Source organism: Streptomyces sp. BA2 (assembly GCF_009769735.1).
Taxonomy (GTDB): domain Bacteria; phylum Actinomycetota; class Actinomycetes; order Streptomycetales; family Streptomycetaceae; genus Streptomyces.
Map to the genome: position 1 here is coordinate 9,110,322 of NZ_WSRO01000002.1, position 16,669 is coordinate 9,126,990.

At 69.0% G+C, this 16,669-nt stretch carries 14 protein-coding genes and 1 pseudogene; 4 read left to right on the top strand and 11 right to left on the bottom strand.

Going from position 1 to position 16,669, the window contains the following annotated elements; all coding sequences use genetic code 11:
• Positions 1-466 precede the first annotated feature (466 nt).
• Complete coding sequence (locus tag E5671_RS43665) at positions 467-1,966, bottom strand: SulP family inorganic anion transporter (protein ID WP_202121488.1); 1,500 nt, start codon at positions 1,964-1,966, stop codon at positions 467-469.
• 431 nt (positions 1,967-2,397) lie between these two features.
• Here E5671_RS43665 and E5671_RS43670 point away from each other — a divergent pair, with 431 nt between their 5' ends.
• Entirely contained in the window at positions 2,398-2,802 is a 405-nt protein-coding gene (locus E5671_RS43670; protein ID WP_336606015.1) for a MerR family transcriptional regulator, read from the top strand.
• 561 nt (positions 2,803-3,363) lie between these two features.
• On the opposite strand, the gene E5671_RS43675 is transcribed toward E5671_RS43670, so the two are convergent.
• From E5671_RS43675 to E5671_RS43700, 6 genes are all read right to left on the bottom strand, one after another.
• Positions 3,364-4,350: a fumarylacetoacetate hydrolase family protein gene (locus tag E5671_RS43675; RefSeq protein ID WP_160509726.1), complete on the bottom strand. Its 987-nt coding sequence runs from the start codon at positions 4,348-4,350 to the stop codon at positions 3,364-3,366.
• A 96-nt stretch (positions 4,351-4,446) separates the two neighbouring features.
• Positions 4,447-5,385 (bottom strand): VOC family protein, encoded by a 939-nt coding sequence (locus tag E5671_RS43680; protein WP_160509727.1) that lies wholly within the window; start codon positions 5,383-5,385, stop codon positions 4,447-4,449.
• Between the two features lie 12 nt (positions 5,386-5,397).
• The gene (locus E5671_RS43685; protein WP_160509728.1) at positions 5,398-6,393 is read right to left on the bottom strand and encodes an amidohydrolase family protein; all 996 of its coding nucleotides are present in this window, start codon (positions 6,391-6,393) and stop codon (positions 5,398-5,400) included.
• Positions 6,390-7,520, bottom strand: a complete 1,131-nt coding sequence (locus E5671_RS43690) for an FAD-dependent oxidoreductase (RefSeq protein ID WP_160509729.1) — start codon at positions 7,518-7,520, stop codon at positions 6,390-6,392. Before E5671_RS43690 ends, E5671_RS43685 begins: the two co-directional genes overlap by 4 nt.
• 42 nt (positions 7,521-7,562) lie before the next feature.
• Positions 7,563-8,525 carry a cyclase family protein gene (locus E5671_RS43695; protein ID WP_160509730.1) on the bottom strand — a complete coding sequence of 321 codons (963 nt, stop codon included), beginning with the start codon at positions 8,523-8,525 and terminating at the stop codon, positions 7,563-7,565.
• Positions 8,522-9,523, bottom strand: a complete 1,002-nt coding sequence (locus E5671_RS43700; protein WP_160509731.1) for a fumarylacetoacetate hydrolase family protein — start codon at positions 9,521-9,523, stop codon at positions 8,522-8,524. Before E5671_RS43700 ends, E5671_RS43695 begins: the two co-directional genes overlap by 4 nt.
• A 122-nt stretch (positions 9,524-9,645) precedes the next feature.
• Between E5671_RS43700 and E5671_RS43705 the strand changes: the two genes are divergently transcribed.
• A complete protein-coding gene (locus tag E5671_RS43705) occupies positions 9,646-10,563 on the top strand; it encodes a LysR family transcriptional regulator (RefSeq protein ID WP_160509732.1) in 918 nt (305 codons plus the stop codon).
• A gap of 862 nt (positions 10,564-11,425) precedes the next feature.
• On the opposite strand, the pseudogene E5671_RS43715 reads toward E5671_RS43705, so the two are convergent.
• Positions 11,426-11,770: pseudogene (locus E5671_RS43715) on the bottom strand (transposase); the annotation flags it as partial.
• Between the two features lie 288 nt (positions 11,771-12,058).
• On the opposite strand from E5671_RS43715, the gene E5671_RS43720 reads away from it, so the two are divergent.
• Entirely contained in the window at positions 12,059-13,342 is a 1,284-nt protein-coding gene (locus E5671_RS43720) for a hypothetical protein (RefSeq protein ID WP_160509734.1), read from the top strand.
• A 123-nt stretch (positions 13,343-13,465) separates the two neighbouring features.
• Positions 13,466-13,900: a VOC family protein gene (locus E5671_RS43725; RefSeq protein WP_160509735.1), complete on the top strand. Its 435-nt coding sequence runs from the start codon at positions 13,466-13,468 to the stop codon at positions 13,898-13,900.
• A 228-nt stretch (positions 13,901-14,128) separates the two neighbouring features.
• Here E5671_RS43725 and E5671_RS43730 read toward each other — a convergent pair whose 3' ends face one another.
• Genes E5671_RS43730 through E5671_RS43740 form a run of 3 tightly spaced genes read right to left on the bottom strand, consistent with a single transcriptional unit; the run spans position 14,129 to position 16,640 of the window.
• The gene (locus tag E5671_RS43730; protein ID WP_160509736.1) at positions 14,129-15,949 is read right to left on the bottom strand and encodes an ABC transporter ATP-binding protein; all 1,821 of its coding nucleotides are present in this window, start codon (positions 15,947-15,949) and stop codon (positions 14,129-14,131) included.
• Complete coding sequence (locus E5671_RS43735) at positions 15,946-16,389, bottom strand: lasso peptide biosynthesis B2 protein (protein WP_160509737.1); 444 nt, start codon at positions 16,387-16,389, stop codon at positions 15,946-15,948. The genes E5671_RS43730 and E5671_RS43735 overlap by 4 nt, the downstream gene beginning before the upstream one ends.
• Positions 16,386-16,640: a lasso peptide biosynthesis PqqD family chaperone gene (locus tag E5671_RS43740; RefSeq protein ID WP_160509738.1), complete on the bottom strand. Its 255-nt coding sequence runs from the start codon at positions 16,638-16,640 to the stop codon at positions 16,386-16,388. The genes E5671_RS43735 and E5671_RS43740 overlap by 4 nt, the downstream gene beginning before the upstream one ends.
• Between the last annotated feature and the right edge of the window lie 29 nt (positions 16,641-16,669).

Genomic DNA, 16,669 nt, shown 5'->3' on the forward strand with positions numbered 1-16,669 from the left:
GTAGTCGGAGCAGGTGCTGCCAGGCGGCGGGCGTCAGGAGGTGGGCGCGCGCAGCTGAGACGGCCGCGGCCTGCGCGGAGGGTAAGGACGTGGCCGCGGTGCCGTCGTTGGCGACGCTGCGGTCGCGGCCTCCTAGACCGCCGCTCTTCCCGTCACCCCTCCTGGTGGCGGGCCGCGACCAGCCACCGCCTCACCGCCCGCGGTGACACCCCCACCGCCGCCGCGACCAGCCGCACATGCCTCGCGGCCAGCTCCCCACGCCCGTCCAACATCAGTAGCCAGGCCACTGCCTGCGACGATGGAGATGCTCCTGGTCTGGGCGATCCGCTCCCGCAGATTCCCTGGCCTGATCCAAGCCGTTGCGGCAGCGGACCAGGGGCATCCATGGGAGCGCCCCGGCCCAGAAGCGCCGAAGGCCACCGCGGACGTGTGACTCCGGGGCGGCCTTCCTGGTGCGATGAATTGGTCAGTGGCTGCCGGTGAGTTCGCCGCTGAGCCTTTCGTGGATCTGGGCGCTGGGATGGTTGAGCCCGATGATCTCGACGGTCTTGCCGCGCTGCTTGTACTTGGTCTCGATCGCGTCGAGGGCGGCGACGGAGGAGGCGTCCCAGATGTGGGCGGCGGTGAGATCGATGACGACCTTGTCGGGGTCGGTGGCGTAGTTGAACTGGCCGACGAGGTCGTTGGAGGAGGCGAAGAAGAGCTCGCCGGTGACGGAGTAGACCATGCTGCTGCCGTCGGGGTCGGCGACCGCGGTGACGTGGGCGAGATGGGCGACGCGCTTGGCGAAGATGACCATGGCGGTGACGGATCCGACGACGACGCCGATGGCGAGGTTGTCGGTGGAGACCACGCAGACCACGGTGATGACCATGACCGCGATTTCCCCGGTAGGCATCCGCTTCAGCGTCTTGGGCGCGATGGAGTGCCAGTCGAAGGTCGCGAAGGACACCATCACCATGACGGCGACCAAGGCGGCCATGGGGATGTCGGAGACGACCGGGCCGAAGACGATGCACAGCACCATCAGGAACGAGCCTGCCAGGAACGTGGAGAGGCGAGTGCGCGCTCCGGACACCTTCACGTTGATCATCGTCTGGCCGATCATGGCGCAGCCGCCCATGCCGCCGAAGAAGCCGGTGACGATGTTGGCGACGCCCTGGCCGATCGACTCGCGGGTCTTGGAGGAGTGGGTGTCGGTGATGTCGTCGACCAGCTTGGCCGTCATCAGCGACTCCATCAGGCCGACCAGCGCCATGGCGAGCGCGTACGGGGCGATGGTCGTCAGGGTGTCCATCGTGAAGGGCACGTCGGGCAGGCCGGGGACGGGCAGGGAGGAGGGCAGCTCGCCCTTGTCGCCGACGGTCGGCACCGCGATCCCGGCGGCGACCGTGATCACCGTGAGGATCACGATGGACACGAGCGGCGCCGGGATCACCTTGGTGACCTTCGGGAAGAACACCATGAGCACCAGGCCGCCGATGATCAACGGGTAGACGGGCCAGGGCACGTCGTGCATTTCGGGGACCTGAGCCATGAAGATCAGGATGGCGAGGGCATTGACGAAGCCCACCATCACCGAGCGCGGCACGAACCGCATCAGCTTTGCGACGCCGAGCGCGCCGAGAATGATCTGAAAGACGCCGGCCAGGATGACTGCGGCGATCAGGTAGCCGAGGCCGTGTTCGCGGTTGAGCGGGGCGATGACCAGGGCCACGGCGCCGGTCGCGGCGGAGATCATCGCGCGGCGCCCGCCGACGACCGAGATCACCACGGCCATGGTGAAGGAGGCGAACAGACCGATCGCGGGGTCGACCCCGGCGATGATGGAGAAAGAGATCGCCTCGGGGATCAGCGCGAGCGCGACCACCAGACCGGCGAGCACCTCGGTGCGCCAGACCTTCGGGTCGTTCAGCCAGTCGGGGCGCAAGCCGCGCAGCCGGGCGGCCGGGGACGGTGCGGACATAGACAAGAGCAGGTACCTGTCGTGCTCGGGCACGCCCGTCGTCGTTGCGGGGCGTGCAGGAGGGCGTCGGAGGGCCGGGGCGGCCATCCGCGGAGCCCGCGTACGGCGGGCTGACGTTCAGAACGCGGCAGCGGGTACGAGCGAGGGCTCCGGGCGCTGCTTCAGGGGTGCTTCAGGGGCGAAGGGTCACGGCGGGCAGGCGGCGGCGCTGGGCATCATGGGCATGCGCACGCTCTCTCCTGCAGGCATCGGTCTTCGCCGGGGGCATCGTCGGCCCCGACACGGCTGACGGTCACGGAAAGAACCCGCACCATAGAGGGCGGGGACGGCACGGAACCGACCCCGACGATCACTTACTCTACCCTAACGTTACGGTAGAGATCGACATCGGCCGCCTGTGGCCTTGGCGACAGAAGAGGAAGGGCGCCCGCGTGAGCAGCGAGCACATGCAGATCGGCGAGGTCGCCACACGGACCGAGCTGTCGCTGCGCACGATTAGGCACTACGAGGAGACCGGTCTGGTCATCCCCTCCGCCCGTTCCCAGGGCGGCTTCCGCCTCTACACCGAGGCCGATGTCTCCCGCCTGATGGTGATCCGCCGGATGAAGCCGCTCGGCTTCACCCTGGACCAGATGCGCGACCTGCTGGAGGCCACCGACCGCCTCGACTCCGGCGAGGAACTGGCGGCCAACGAGCGCGAGGCCCTGCTGGAGTGCGTACGCGGCTACGAGCAGAACGCGGCCGAACAGGTGGAGAAGCTGCGTACGCAGCTGGCGCGGGCGGAAGAGTTCGCCGCCACCTTGCGCGAACGCCTCACCCGCGTCCCCGCCCTCTGACCCCTTCCCCCGAAGGCCGCGACTCGGCGGGTCAGTTGGCCTGACCGGCCCGCTTTTCCGGGCTCGGCGCCAGCTCCGGGAGCAGTCGGTCGAGGTGAGCGCGCAGGATCTGCATGGCCCCGGATGCCGAGCGGGTCCGTACGCAGCTGGGTGCAGGCGCAATGCCGGCGTCGGCTCGGCGCGCGGAGCCTGCAGCTTGCGGTCACCCAGCTGCTCCCGTCGGTGAATGAGAAGACGGCGGCCGCCGTCCTGCTGATCTGCCACGAGGACTGGAACCTGTCGGTGCTGCAAAGGCTCACCGTCCCGGACCAGTGGCCCAACGCCGACGGCGACGACGTCCACCCGGCCACCCACCGGGTGGACACCGACCAACCACGGCGTGGGCGACAGCGCCGCTCCAGCAGCAACCTGTCCGGTGCGGGCGGCGGCTCCCCGGGCCAGGCCTTGGGGCAGATGATCACCATGACCGAGCAGGCCCGCCCGGACCCTGGCCACTGCTCGGCCAGCCCAGCAACCTGGTGTTGTGGTCCCGTGACGCGCGGCATCCGATGTTCAGCAACGTCACCGTCGGGCTGCGCGACGTCGCTCCCGAAGGCGGCGTCGGCCCGCGGGAAGAGGAACCGGTTCCACGCCGGGCACCACGGGCACGGACAGGGTGCCGATGCCTTCCACCGTGAGCGTGACGGTGTCGCCGGGCTTGAGGGGCGGCGGGGTCTGTTCACCGCGCACGCCCCACAGTTCGGCGAGGCAGCCGCCGTTGCCGCAGGTCCCCGACCCGAGCAGATCACCCGGCACGACGCGGGTTCCCCGTGAGGCGTAGGCGACCATTTCCTCGAACGTCCAGCTCATGTTGGACAGCAGATCGCGGCCGACGACCTCGCCGTTGACCTCTGCGGTCAGGCCTAGGCGCAAGAACCCCTCACTGTCGCGGTATGGCTCCAGCTCGTCGGCGGTGACCAGGCACGGGCCGATGCTGTTGGCGGTGTCCTTGCCCTTGCAGGGCCCCAGGCCGATGTTCATCTCGGCGGACTGCAGGTCGCGTGCGGACCAGTCGTTGAGGATCGTGTATCCGATGATGTGGTCGCGGGCCTGCTCGGGGGTGAGGTCACGCCCCTCACGGCCGATGACGGCGGCCACCTCCAGTTCGAAGTCCAAGGCGGAGGAGCCCGGCGGTATGGGGACGGCGTCGTCGGGGCCGAGCACCGCGTGGGGGTTGCTGAAGTAGAACGTCGGTGCCTCGTACCACTGCTCGGGCACTCCGCTGGCCCCGCTGACGGAGCGGCGCACGCCCTCGACGTGTTCCTCGAAGGTCACGAAGTCGCGCAGGGACGCGGGCTGGAACGGTGGTAGTAGCCGCACATCGGCGACGTTCGGGCCGGGAGGCACCTCCAGTGCCTCCGCGCCCCGGCTGAGCAGGGAGGGCAGGCCGCCGCCGGCCGCGATGACCTCGGTCAGGGACCGCGCCCCGGGAAGCGGGAACAGGGTGCCGCCCGACTCGATGACGGCGACCCGCACAGAATGGTGGTGCTGATAGGTGACAAAGCGCATAGGAGGCAGCTGCCTTTGTTTGGAGCCGGGAGCGCGCGGGCTCTGATCAGGGCATGGATAAAACCGGCGCGCCCCCCGGGAGTTGGATCGGATCGGTCAGACCGGCGGGGCGATGAACACACCGTGGTCGACGTCGTTGAAGGACTCCTTGGCGACCATCTCGTTCATCGCGTTGGCGGTGCCCCACTGGTCGGTGACCTCGGGCTGGGAGAAGTCGTAGACGTGCGGGTGCCAGGTGTCCTCGTCCAGGAGCTCCAGCTCGGTGGTGTACTCCACGGTGTTGCCGTGCGGGTCGAGGAAGTAGGTGAAGGTGTTGTCACCGGCCAGGTGGCGGCCGGGCCCCCACAGTTTCCGGAATCCGGCGCGCATCACGCGGCCCGAGCCGCGCATGTACTCGTCCAGGCCGCGCATCTCGAAGGAGATGTGGTGCAGGGCGGTGTGCGGACCCTTGGCCAGGGCCATGGAGTGGTGCTGGTTGGAGATCCGCATGAAGTGCATGACCTCGCCCATGTGCGGTGAGGACAGTGTGTCGGAGAGGCGGAAGCCCAGGTGCTGCTCGTACCACTGCCGTGTGCGGTCCAGGTCGGGGGAGTTGAGGACGACGTGGGAGAGCTTGACCGGGATTGCCTCCTTCTCCTCGATCTTGCGGTGCCGGCGCACGGCGACGTCGGCCAGGACCTCGATGGTGCGCCCGTCGACGTCGAAGAACCGGAAGCCGTAGCCGCCGCCGGGGGTGTCGACCGCACCCGGCCGGCCGAGCAGTTGCACGCCGCCGGCCAGCAGCCGCTCGGCCAGGGTGTCGACGTCCGCCGCGGACGCGGCGCCGTAGGACACCAGGTCCAGGCGCTTCTCGTCGGCCTTGCGCAGCCGCACCACGTACTGCTCAGGTGATCCTTCGGCGGCCAGGAACGAGATGCCGGAGTCCTCGGCGACCTTGGACAGGCCCCACACGCCGGCGTAGAAGTCGAGTTGCTTGTCGTAGTCGGGCACGGCGAGGTCGACGTGCCGCAGATGGGTCAGCAGGCGAGATGTCATGGTGGTCCTCCTTCAGGAGAGATCGAGGAGTGCGGAAGCGGTGGCGCCGCGCACGGCTTCGAAGCCGGCGTCGTCCAGGCGGGCGGCGCGCAGCGCCCCGAGCGGGTCCGAGGAGCCCATGTCGAAGGGGAAGTCGGAGCCGAGCAGCACCCGGTCGGCCCCCGCTGCGCGCACGAGCTCGCGCAGCACGTGCGGGTCGTGGACGAGGGAGTCGAAGTACAGGCGCGTGAGGTAGCTGCTGGGCAGATCGGCACAGGTGGCGCCTGCGTCCGAGCGGGCCTGCCAGGCGTGGTCGGCGCGGCCGATGTGGGTGGGCAGGTAGCCGCCGCCGTGCGCCGCGATGATCCGCAGGCGGGGGTGGCGGTCGAGGACGCCGGAAAAGATCAGATGGGACAGGGCGATGGCGTTCTCGGCGGGCTGCCCCACCGAGTTGGACAGGTACCACTGATCCAGGCGCTCATCCAACGTGCAGCCGAAGGGGTGCAGGAACAACAGCGCCCCGGTCTCCTCGGCTCGCACCCACAACGGTTCCAGGGCGGGGTCGGACAGCTCGCGCCCGGGAGCATGGCTGGAGATCTCCACCCCCAGCAGCCCCGCCTCCAGCGCGTGGTCCAGTGCCGCGACGGCCAACTGTGGATGCTGCAGCGGCACCAGACCCAGGCCGCGCAGCCGCGACGGCGCGCTCGAACAGTGCGCCGCGGTGGCCTCGTTGGCGAGGCGGAACACCTTCTGCGCGAGCTCCTCGCCGGCCCAGTAGTGGTAGTGCGACGGGGAGGGGCTGACCAGCTGGACGTCCACCTGCTGTTCGTCCATGGCCCGCAGCCGGGCCCCGACGTCGGTCAGGCGGGCGAAGCGCTCCCTGATCATCTCGCCGCTGATCTTGAGCGCGGCCGGACCGTTGCGCCGCGCATCCAGCGCCTTGGCCTCATCGAGCCCCGGCTGCCCGGCCACCAGTTGCTCCACTTCGGGCAGCAGCACATGGGCGTGGACATCGACGGTGTGCGTCACGGGCGCTCCTGCAGCTGAGACATGGTGCGGGCCATCAGGCCGGGAACATCGGCGTCCCGGACCTGGTCGAGCTGCCACTGGCCCAGCTGTACGGACGCCTCGACGACCGCCCGCACGCGCCCGATGCGCCGCTCGTAGTAAGCGTTCAGCAGCGTGTCGTCCCAGGTGCCGCTGCCGGCCAGCAGCTCGGACAGGACCACGGCGTCCTCAAGGGACATCGCCGCTCCCTGGGCGAGAGTGGGCGGGCAGCAGTGCGCGGCGTCGCCGATGAGCACGACGCGGCCGCGGTGCCAGGAGCCCTCCACCAGCATCTGGTCGAACCAGGTGTAGTTGACCTGCGCGGGGTCGGTGATGGTCTTGGTGATCTCGGGCCAGTAGCCGCCGTACGCGGAGGCAAGGTGGACCATCTCGTCGGCGTATGTCTCGGGCGGGAGCGTCGCCCGGTCGCGGTTGGCCTCCACGACGTAGGCGTACAGCGTGTCTTCGCTGGTGGGGCAGTAGCCGACGATGTAGGCGGGGCCGCCGTAGGCGAGGTCGGTGCGGGTCACGCCCTCGGGGCGCGGTGCGGTCACTCGCCAGATCGCCATGCCGGTGGGCTCGGGCTTGTCGGTGATGCCAATTGCGGCGCGGGTGGCGGAGTTCAGGCCGTCGGCGGCTACGACGAGGTCGTAGCGGGCTTCTTGGCCGTCGCTCAGGCGCACGGTGACGCCGTCGTCGTCCTGCCCGACGATCGTGGCGGTGGTGCCCAGACGGATGGTGGCGCCGTTGGCGCGGACCGCGTCGATGAGGGCCTGCTGCAGCTGGGGGCGCTGCATGCCCACGGTGGCGGGCAGGTCATCGCCGCCGGTGCGGAGGTCGTCCTGGATGTGCAGCACGGTGCCGTCGGGCGCTGTGATTCCGACCGATCCGAAACCGTAGCCGGACGCACTGATCTGCTCCCACACGCCCAGATCGCGCAGCACCCGCAGGGCGTTGCCCTGCAGGGTGATGCCGGACCCGGCAGTGGCATTCCAGTCCTGCCTGGCCTCGACGAGATCGACCGCGACGCCGGCCCGGCGCAGCAGGATGGTCAGGGCGTTGCCTGCCGCGCCGCCTCCGATCACGAGGACTTTGCGAGAGGGGGCCATGGAAGAACTCCTTTGTCCCGGTGACTACTTGTGTCCCGGTGACTACTTGACGGCGAGCGGGTTGATGGGTGAGCCGACCGCTCCGGTGATGGGCAGTGGCGGCGCTGCCAGGAAGAACGCGTAGACGCCGTCGGCGGCGCAGTCGGCGGCGAGGGCCTCCAGGTTCCACATCTCGCCCACGAGCAGGCCCATGTTGGGGATCACGACCTGGTGCAGGGGCTGGAAGGCGGCCTCGAACTCGTTGGGGCGGACCTCAAATCCCCAGGTGTCCGTTGCGATCGCGGCGATCTCGCTGCGGTGCAGCCATTCGGCCGTGGTGAACGACAGGCCCGGAGCGGGCCCGCCGGCGTACTCACCCCAGCCGTCGCGCTGGACCCGGGCCAACTGGCCGGTGCGCACCAGCACGATGTCGCCCCGCTCGACGCCCACCCCCTGAGCGCGGGCGGTCTCCTCCAGGTGTTCACCGGTGATGGCGAACCCGTCCGTGAGCTCGCCGTCGGTGCCGATCGCCCGGCCGACATCCAGCAGGACGGCGCGACCGGCGATCTGCGCGGCCATGTGCTCGATGCCGGTCACCTGGTCGCCGCCCGAGGTGACCGTGGTGGCGGCGTCCCGTCCGTTCCATGCCTTGCCGTGGTCGAAGATGTGCCCCAGGCCGTCCCACTGGGTGGAGCACTGCAGCGGCATCGCCACCACGTCGTCGGCGCCACCGATGCCGTGCGGCAGTCCCTGGGTGCCCAGCGCGGCGTCCGCACCGGTGTCCAGCATGGTGTGGACCGGGTTCGTGCGCCTGCGCCATCCCTTCTGGGGGCCGTTCATGTCGAAGGGCTGCGCCAGGGAAAAGCTCACGCCGCGGCGGATGAGGGCCGCGCCCTGCAGCCGCTTGTCCTCGGTGAGGAAGTTCAGGGTGCCCAGACGGTCGTCGGCGCCCCAGCGCCCCCAGTTCGAGTAGGCCTTGGCGGCCTGGGCGACCGCGCCCTCGGGATCGTTGCGGTCGAGTCTCATGCGGGAACCTCGGCCACACATCGCGTGCGCTGGGCACCGAGGCCGGTGATGGTCGCGTCCATCACGTCGCCGTCGCGCAGCAGTCGACCCCAGTGCATGCCGTTGCCCGCGGGACTGCCGGTCAGCACCAGGTCGCCGGGCAGCAGCTGCGCGCTCTGCGAGATGTAGGAGATCAGCCGCGCAACCGAGAAGATCATGTCCTTGGTCGACTCGTCCTGCATGGTCTCGCCGTTCAGCCGCAGCGTGAGCTGCAGGTCGTCGAGGGCCGCAACCGACTGCGCGGGGACGATCCAGGGGCCCAGCGGGGTGAAGCCGGGCGCGTTCTTGCTGCGCAGCCAGTCGGTGCCGATCTGCGGCATGTCGCGACGGAAGACGGTGGCCCGGTCGGTGAGGTCATTGGCGATCGTGTAGCCGGCCACGTGCTCCAGCGCCTGCTCGATCGAAACCTGGTGTGCGGGCCGGCTGATGACGGCGGCCAACTCCAGTTCCCAGTCGGGCTTCTTGGCCCAGGCGGGCAGCACCACGGCGTCGAACGGGCCGGTGATCGAGCTCGGTAGCCCGATGAAGACGTACGGCAGATCCTCGGCGGCACGCCGGTCCATGATGTGCGCGGCTTCGGCGCGGGCCTCCTCCGCGCTCAACCCGTCCGAGCCGTCACGGTGGGCCACATGCAGATCGATCACGTGCTGGCGGTAGTTGGCACCGGACTGCAGCACCTGCCGCGGCTCGATCGGTGCGTGCACCCGAAGCTCGTGTACGAACGGGTCGTCACCGGACGGACGGTCGGCCAGCTCGGCGAGGACGGGTGACAGACGGGCCCAGTCCTCCATGACGCCGCGCATCGTCAGAGGTGCGTCGTCGAGGGCGCGGCGCAGATCTGCCACGGAGCCGTCACGGCGGATCAGCGCGGGAAACGCACTCTGGCCGGGGGCGGAGACGGTTCCCAGGGCATAGGGGCCGGAGAAGAGCGCGGGAGCGGCTTCGGGTTTCACGGACATGTCCTCCTGATTTGCGGTGTGACTAATGTGGCCCGCACACCCCTGATCAGGGAAATCGATTCTGTGGATATTCTTTATCCATCAGACGAATACCTCTGGCGTCTTGCCCGAATGAAGGTCCCGTGAACCTCTCCAGCCTCGATCTCAACCTCGTCGTCGCCCTGCGCGCTCTCCTGGAGGAACGCAACGTCACCCGCGCCGGCCAGCGCGTGGGCCTGTCCCAGCCCGCGATGAGCGCAGCGCTGTCCCGGCTGCGCCGCCACTTCGACGACGACCTGCTGGCCCGCACCGGCGGCCACTACGAACTGACCGCCCTGGGCCAAGTTCTGCTGGAACGCACCTCGACCGCATGCGACATCCTGGAGCGTCTGTTCAGCAGCCAGGCCGACTTCGATCCGGCCACCGAGAGCCGCACCTTCACCCTGATCGCCTCCGACTACGCCGTGGCGGTCTTCGGCGCCGCTCTCGGCCGCCTCGTGCACGCCGAAGCCCCGCACGTCAGGCTCCGGTTCACGCAGACACCGACGACCGTCGTGGAGGATCTCGGAGTCCTGCTCAGCACGACCGACGGCCTGCTGATGCCGCACGGCGTGGTCGGCGACGTGCCCCGCACCGACCTCTTCCGTGACGAGTGGGTCTTCCTGGTGGCGGAGTCCAACACCGAGGTGGGTGACCGCCTCACGCGGGCTCAACTGGCCGAGCTGCCCTGGGTGACCTACCAGCGCACTTACGACGCGCCCGCCGTACGACAACTGGCCATGCTCGGTATCGAGCCCCGCGTCGAGGTCTCGGTCGACAGCTTCGCCATGCTGCCCTTCATGGTGGCCGGCACCAACCGGATCGCCCTGGTCCAAAAGCGCCTGGCCATGCTGATGTGCAGCCTCTCCGACGTACGCCTCATGGAGCCTCCCTACGAGGCGATGCCGCTCCAGGAAGCCCTGTGGTGGCATCCCCTCCACACGCACGACTCCACCCACATCTGGCTGAGGCAGGCCGCCCTGCGTGTCGCCGCGGAGCTGGACGACACCGGCACGCGGTGAGAAAGACGGGCGCGGCTCTCATGGAGGGCCAGGCTCCGCAGCCACGGGAGTGCCCGCCCGACCCGTGCAACCGACCGATAGCGCAGCTCACCTCTCATGCGGACGCGCCGAGTGAATATCCCTCATTCGTGGAGCCGATGGAGCCGATGGAGCCGATGGAGCCGATGGTGCCGACGGAACGCCGGAATTGAAATGCTTCAACGCGGCTGACCGGGGCTGTACCTGGTCAGAGAAGCGGAAGAAAGACGTCGCCACCAACGGGTTGACCCGCTGATCAACCCCGCATAATTTCCCCAGCGTTGACTGAGGCGTTTTCCCTCGAGAACGCCTGTCGGTACGGAAGCAACGTCGTGGGGCGCGACACCTAACCGTGCGCCAAAACAGGCCGTGAACGGCTCGGCACCTTCCTATCCGCAGCCATCCTCACCGCCGTCGCGGGCCGGCCTGGCCCCTCTGCTGACCGGCCAGGCCGCCGCAGAAGCAGCCGACACCCCCCAAGAGCGGGCCGACGCACTGCTCGCCAAGATGACTGCCACGCGAGAAGAAGCCCTCATCCGCTGTGACTTCACAGCACTGACCGGCCTGGGCATCCCCGCTCTGACCATGGTGGATGCCTCCGCCGGACTGCGCGGGGAGAAGGGAGTCACTGCCTTCCCCGTCCCCATCGCCCAGGCGGCGTCGTTCGAAGCGGCCCTCGTCAAGAACATCGGCACCGCCATCGGCGCGGAAGGACGGGCCAAGGGCTACAACAACCTGCTCGGGGCGAGGACCCGGTGCTGTCCGGGCAACTGGGCACCGCCGTCACCGTGGGCATGGCCCGCGGGCGGAGCAGCCGGTGAGCGCCGCCAGCCCCGGCGTCCTCGTCGATCAAGCAGGCCGACGGCCCCGTCGCGCGGCCCTCCTGCTGCCGCACCAACTCGCCCAGCAGGCCGGTGAGCTGGGCGAACACCTCGTCCTTCTGCCACTTGGCGAAGTATCCGTAGACCGTCTTCCAGGGCGGGAAATCGTGCGGCAGATAGCGCCACTGCACCCCGGTGCGGTTCATGTACAGAATCGCGTCCATGATCTCGCGCAGCTCGTGTTCTGGTGGACGACCGAACTCCAGCGCCCTGCTGCGGCGCTCGGCCCGCCAGCCTGACAGGGTCGGCTCGATCAACTCCCAGCGGGCGTCGGACAGATCACTCGGGTAGGCGCGTCGTGGCTGCATGGTGGTGGCGTACCGCGCGAAGGGAGTGCGCCCAGGCGCGCGGCATCGACCGTGGGAGCACGGCCGCGAACAGGGCGTCCTCGGTGTCCTGCGTCGCCGAATGGTTTGTCGGTGCTGATATTCCTGCCGGCGACGGAAGTGCCGAGTCGCGTACCGGTGCAGGGGGTTTCGTCCCGACCGTCGTGTGGGAGGCGACGAGGTCCTTCTCGTGGCGTTCGAGGCGGGCCATCTGCACTGCTAATCTCGCACAGGATTTCGAGTTACTCGAATCGACTGACGGGGTGGCACGTGAGGAAGCAGTTGTTCGTGTTCGGCGGCACAGTGATGGCCGTACTCACAGCCGTTCCAGCGGTGGCGGCCCCGCTTCCCCCGCCGCCGTTGGTGAGCCTGAATGTCTCGGGTGCCCCTTACACACTGACCGAGAAGGCGAACCCGTACCAGACCCCGCCCACTGCCGAGTACACGCCCGTGGGGATCAACGGAACGCTGTCCGGCACTGATCGCACCGCGATGCTGGGGAGCGGCGATCCGGAGTGCGCGGCACGTGCCGACGCGTTGCCGCAACCGGCCGTGCCGACCAGCTCGGCGTACTGCTGGGACACAGTGATGCAGGGAAAGCAGGGGGCGGAGAACGCGCACCTGATGCCCTGGGTACCGCAGGGCCTGGCCACCTCCGGCGAAGCACAGCTGAGCGGCATTCCCGTCACCGGAGACAACCGTGCCGCGATAGTCAGTTGGACGTGGCAGAACACGAAGCAGGACCCGGTGACGGACCCTGAGAATCCTCCGCCGCCCAAGAAGGACTACCGCCACAACTCCGTGAAGCTGGCGTTCGTCAATCTGGACGACATGAAGTACCGCTTCGTGCTCCCTGTCTGGGTGGACGAAGCGGGCGTGCAGCGGCGGATCTACGGGCACGGCGGCGGACTGGCCTGGTACGGCCCGTACTTGTTCATGTCCAGCACCTCCAACTGGGAGGGCCAGCCGGGTCCTGACGCGGGCAAGGCCGGCGTCCGCGTGTTCGACACTCGCAAGATCTACAGGAAGAAGGACGGAGGCGGCGGCGACTACCAGTACGTCTTGCCGGAGGTACGGCACTACGTCTCCGGCGGCGCCTCCTTCGATTACGTCTCGCTGGACCGCAACAGCGCCGGCGGCGCCAGTCTGGTCGGCGGCAACTACAGGTCTTCGGCGGATTCGCGCGGCTACGCCGGCACCGAGGTCTACCGCTATCGGTTCGGCGACGACTACCGGCTGAACCGGACGCCCGTCCAGGGATGGAAATCCACCGTTCCCCAGAACGTCGGCGACGCGATCAGCGATGTCCAGGGCGTCCAAGCCAACGGCGACACGCTGTACTTCAACATGTCCAAGGGGTCCGTGGCCAACCGACGCTTTTCCACGGCCGGTGTCGGCGGGGCCGCGTCGAACTGGACGCTCAAGTCACGCAAGGACTGGTCGTACCGCCCGCAGGACCTTTCCCTCTGGTACGCCACCAACGAACTCTGGAGCCTCACCGAGGGCGAGGAGGACAGGGTGCTCTACTCGGTGAAGCTGGACGCCCTGAAGTAGCAACGGGCGATCTGGCTCTCTCCAGGCAGTGTCCGACGAGTCACGGCGTGGAGGCAGCGGCTGGCTGGATACTGGGGCGACTCAGCCCTGCTTGTTGTCAGAGGTGCGTAGTACGGTCCTGTCATGGCAGCCAGAATCGATCTGACCCTTGATTGCACGGACGCGCAGCTCCTTGCCGAGTTCTGGAAGACAGCTCTGGGGTACGTCGACGAGCCACCGCCCGCTCCCTTCAGAACCCGCGAGGAGTGGTTCGCGCAGTTCGACCTTCCGGATGACGACTCCGCGGACGACGCCGCATGGCTATGCGATCCCGACGGCATCGGCCCCCGGCTCTCCATTCTCAAGGTCCCCGAGCCGAAAGCAGCGAAGAACCGACTTCACATCGACGTCCGGGTGCCGGGACATGGCCGTCCCGATGAGCGTTGGGCGCGGATCAAGGCAGAGGCTGAGCGCCTGGTGAAGGCGGGCGGGAGCGTCATCAGAGAGTTCGACGACCACCACATCATGATGGCCGACCCGGAGGGCAATGAGTTCTGCGTCGCTGCGGCCTCGGCCTGAAGACTGACAGGGCGTGGTCCGCTTCCGTGGAATGTCGCATTCTGTCGGCGACGCATGACTTCGTCGTCCGCTCGTGAGTTCCCGCAAGCCGCTCATGGGCAGAGCACGGGTCCCGGCCGGCGCTCCGGTAGGCGCCGCCGCCGAGGTCGCCGGGCACGCCGGCCCTGCCCGGCGGTCATCCCACGCTCAGGCATGCTCGCGATGGCCGCCGTCGTGCCCGCATCCCGATCAGAGCTTCGTGTGCGGGAGGGGCCGGGCGGCGGCGGGTCGGAGCATTTGCCCGGCTGCCAGTTCGCGATAGATCGAATTGTTGGTGAGCAGTTCCTCGTGGCCTCCGCCGGCGGTGGCGCGGCCGTGGTCCAGTACGACGATCTGGTCGGCGTGCTGGACGGTGGAGAGACGGTGTGCGATCACCAGCAGGGCGCATTCCCGCGCGACGTCCTTCATCACTGTGGTGAGCGCGGTCTCGTTGATGGCGTCGAGGTGGGAGGTGGGCTCGTCGAGCAGGAGGAGTTGGGGACGGGCGAGCAGGGCACGGGCCAGGGCGATGCGCTGGCGCTCGCCTCCCGAGAGGGTGTTGCCGCGGTCGCTGAGCATGCCGGACAGGCCGCCCCGCAGCCGTCGTACGACATCGTCGAGCTGGGCGAGTTCGATGACGCGCCGCACGTCGGCCTCGGCGGCGTGGGGCACGGCGTAGGTGATGTTGTCGCGCAGGGTGCCGTGGACGACATGGGTGTTCTGATCGACGACGGCGATCTGATCGCGGCATTCCGCGCGAGTCAGTTCGGTGGCGGGCCGCCCGTCGAAGATGAGGACTCCGGAGTCCGGTTCGTAGAACCTGGCCACCAGAGCGAAGATCGTGCTCTTTCCGGCGCCCGACCGGCCGACCAGGGCCGTCTGGCTCCGGTGGGGGGCCGAGAAAGTGACGCCGCGAAGGACCGGGCGGTCGGCGTCGTAGCCGAAGGTGATGTCCCGCAGTGCGAGGGCGGGTTCCTCGCTCGAGGCGGCTTGCCGAGCCGCCTCGCAGGGACGCGCCCGTACGGTCAGCTGCCCGGGGTGAGAGGGTTCCGCAGGCAGGTTCAGGGCCTGTTCGATGCGCTGGTAGGCGCCCATGCCGCGCTGGATCAGGCCCACCGCGCGGAAGACCGAGGACAACGGCAGGACGAGGTAGGAGGCGTACAACAGGAAGGCGACGAGGTCGCCGAGGGAGTTGGCGTGGCCGGTGACGCGCAGGCCGCCGATGACCAGGACGAGCAAGAAGGAACCCTGGACCGCGAGTTCGACCGCCGGGCTCATCACAGACGCGAGTTTCGCGGTCCGCACGCCCGCGTCGTGAGCGGATTCGATGCGTTCGCCGACACGCTGTGCTTCGCGGTCCTCGGCCCGGTGGACGCGGACCATCGGCAGAGCGCCGAGCGCGCGCTCAAGGTCGGCGGCGATCGCGCCGACGGAGTTCTGCATGTGCTCGGAGGCGGCACGGATGCCTTTCAGCAGTGAGGCCACGACCGCGGCGGCGGTCGCCACGGTCAGGGCGACCAGGACAAGCAGCAGCGGATCGATCCACATCATCAGGGCGATCGCACCGGCCGCGACGAGGGCCCCCGTGACGAGGTCGACGAGAGCCTGGGAGACCACCTCCCTGAGCAGGGTGGTGTCGGCGGTCACGCGGGAGATCAGATCGCCGGTGCGGTGGCGGTCGTACTCCCGCATCTCCAGCCGCAGCAGTCGCGCGACCAGGCCGTGACGGAGCTGGCGTACGACTCTCTCGCCCATGCGTTCCAGGACGAAGCGGCCGACGGCGCCGGTGGCTGCCTCGATCATGAACAGCACGGCCAGGAGCAGCAGAAGTGGCCAGAATGCCCGTCCGTGGTCGCCCGCGTCCACGATCTCCTTGGCGACGAGAGGCTGGGCGAGCCCGAGGGCCGAGGCGACGAGAGTGAGCACGGTGGCCACGACGATGGAGGCCCGGTGCCCGGTGGTGAGCCGGTACATGGTGGCCACCGCGGCCCGTGTCGAGCGGTCCGGCGCCTTCGCCAGCGAGCCCGTCATGGGCGGGGAGGCCGGTTCGTGTCCGGCGGCCCCACCGCGAGTAGTCGTGCGAAGTAGTCGTCGGGCACGTCTTCGCCGATGGGCCGGCCCTCCGCCTCGATCCATGCGTGCGCGTTGAAGGGGGGCACTACGCTTGCCCCGGTGCACCATGTGGGCCAACTGCCCGTCAGCCGGCACAGCAGGGCGGCGGCCAGCGAGCGGGGCAGACAGCCTTTTGGACCGGCGCAGAGCAGGCTGACCGTGCACACCGCGTCCCGGGCCTTCTTCGCCTGCGCGGCGGTGGCCGGTGCGGCTCCGCGACGTATGACACCGAGGACCACGCGGATCCGGCGCGGGGACAGCAACGAGAGCACGATGGCCGGAAGCAGCACGAGGCGGGCGGCCAGACGCCGTGTGAAGGGGACGCCGCCGGGCCGCACCAAGGCGCTAGGTGTCGTCATGAGGCCAGCCCCGACTCCCGCAGTTCCCGCACGAGAGCCGTGACGTCCTGCTCCGCGCGGGCCCGGTCGATGGCGAACTCCGTGACGAGCGCGTCGACGGCCGTCGCTTCCTCGCCGCCGTCGAGGAGGGTCTTCACCACCAGCGAGCCGGTGGGGTTGAGTTCCCAGTAGTCGCCGCTGCGCTGGTCCAGGAGAACTGTTCCGTAATCGGTCTCCGCGGTGGAGACATCGGGGCCGAACCGCAATGCCATGGTGAGTAACTGCCTTTCTCCGGTGGCGG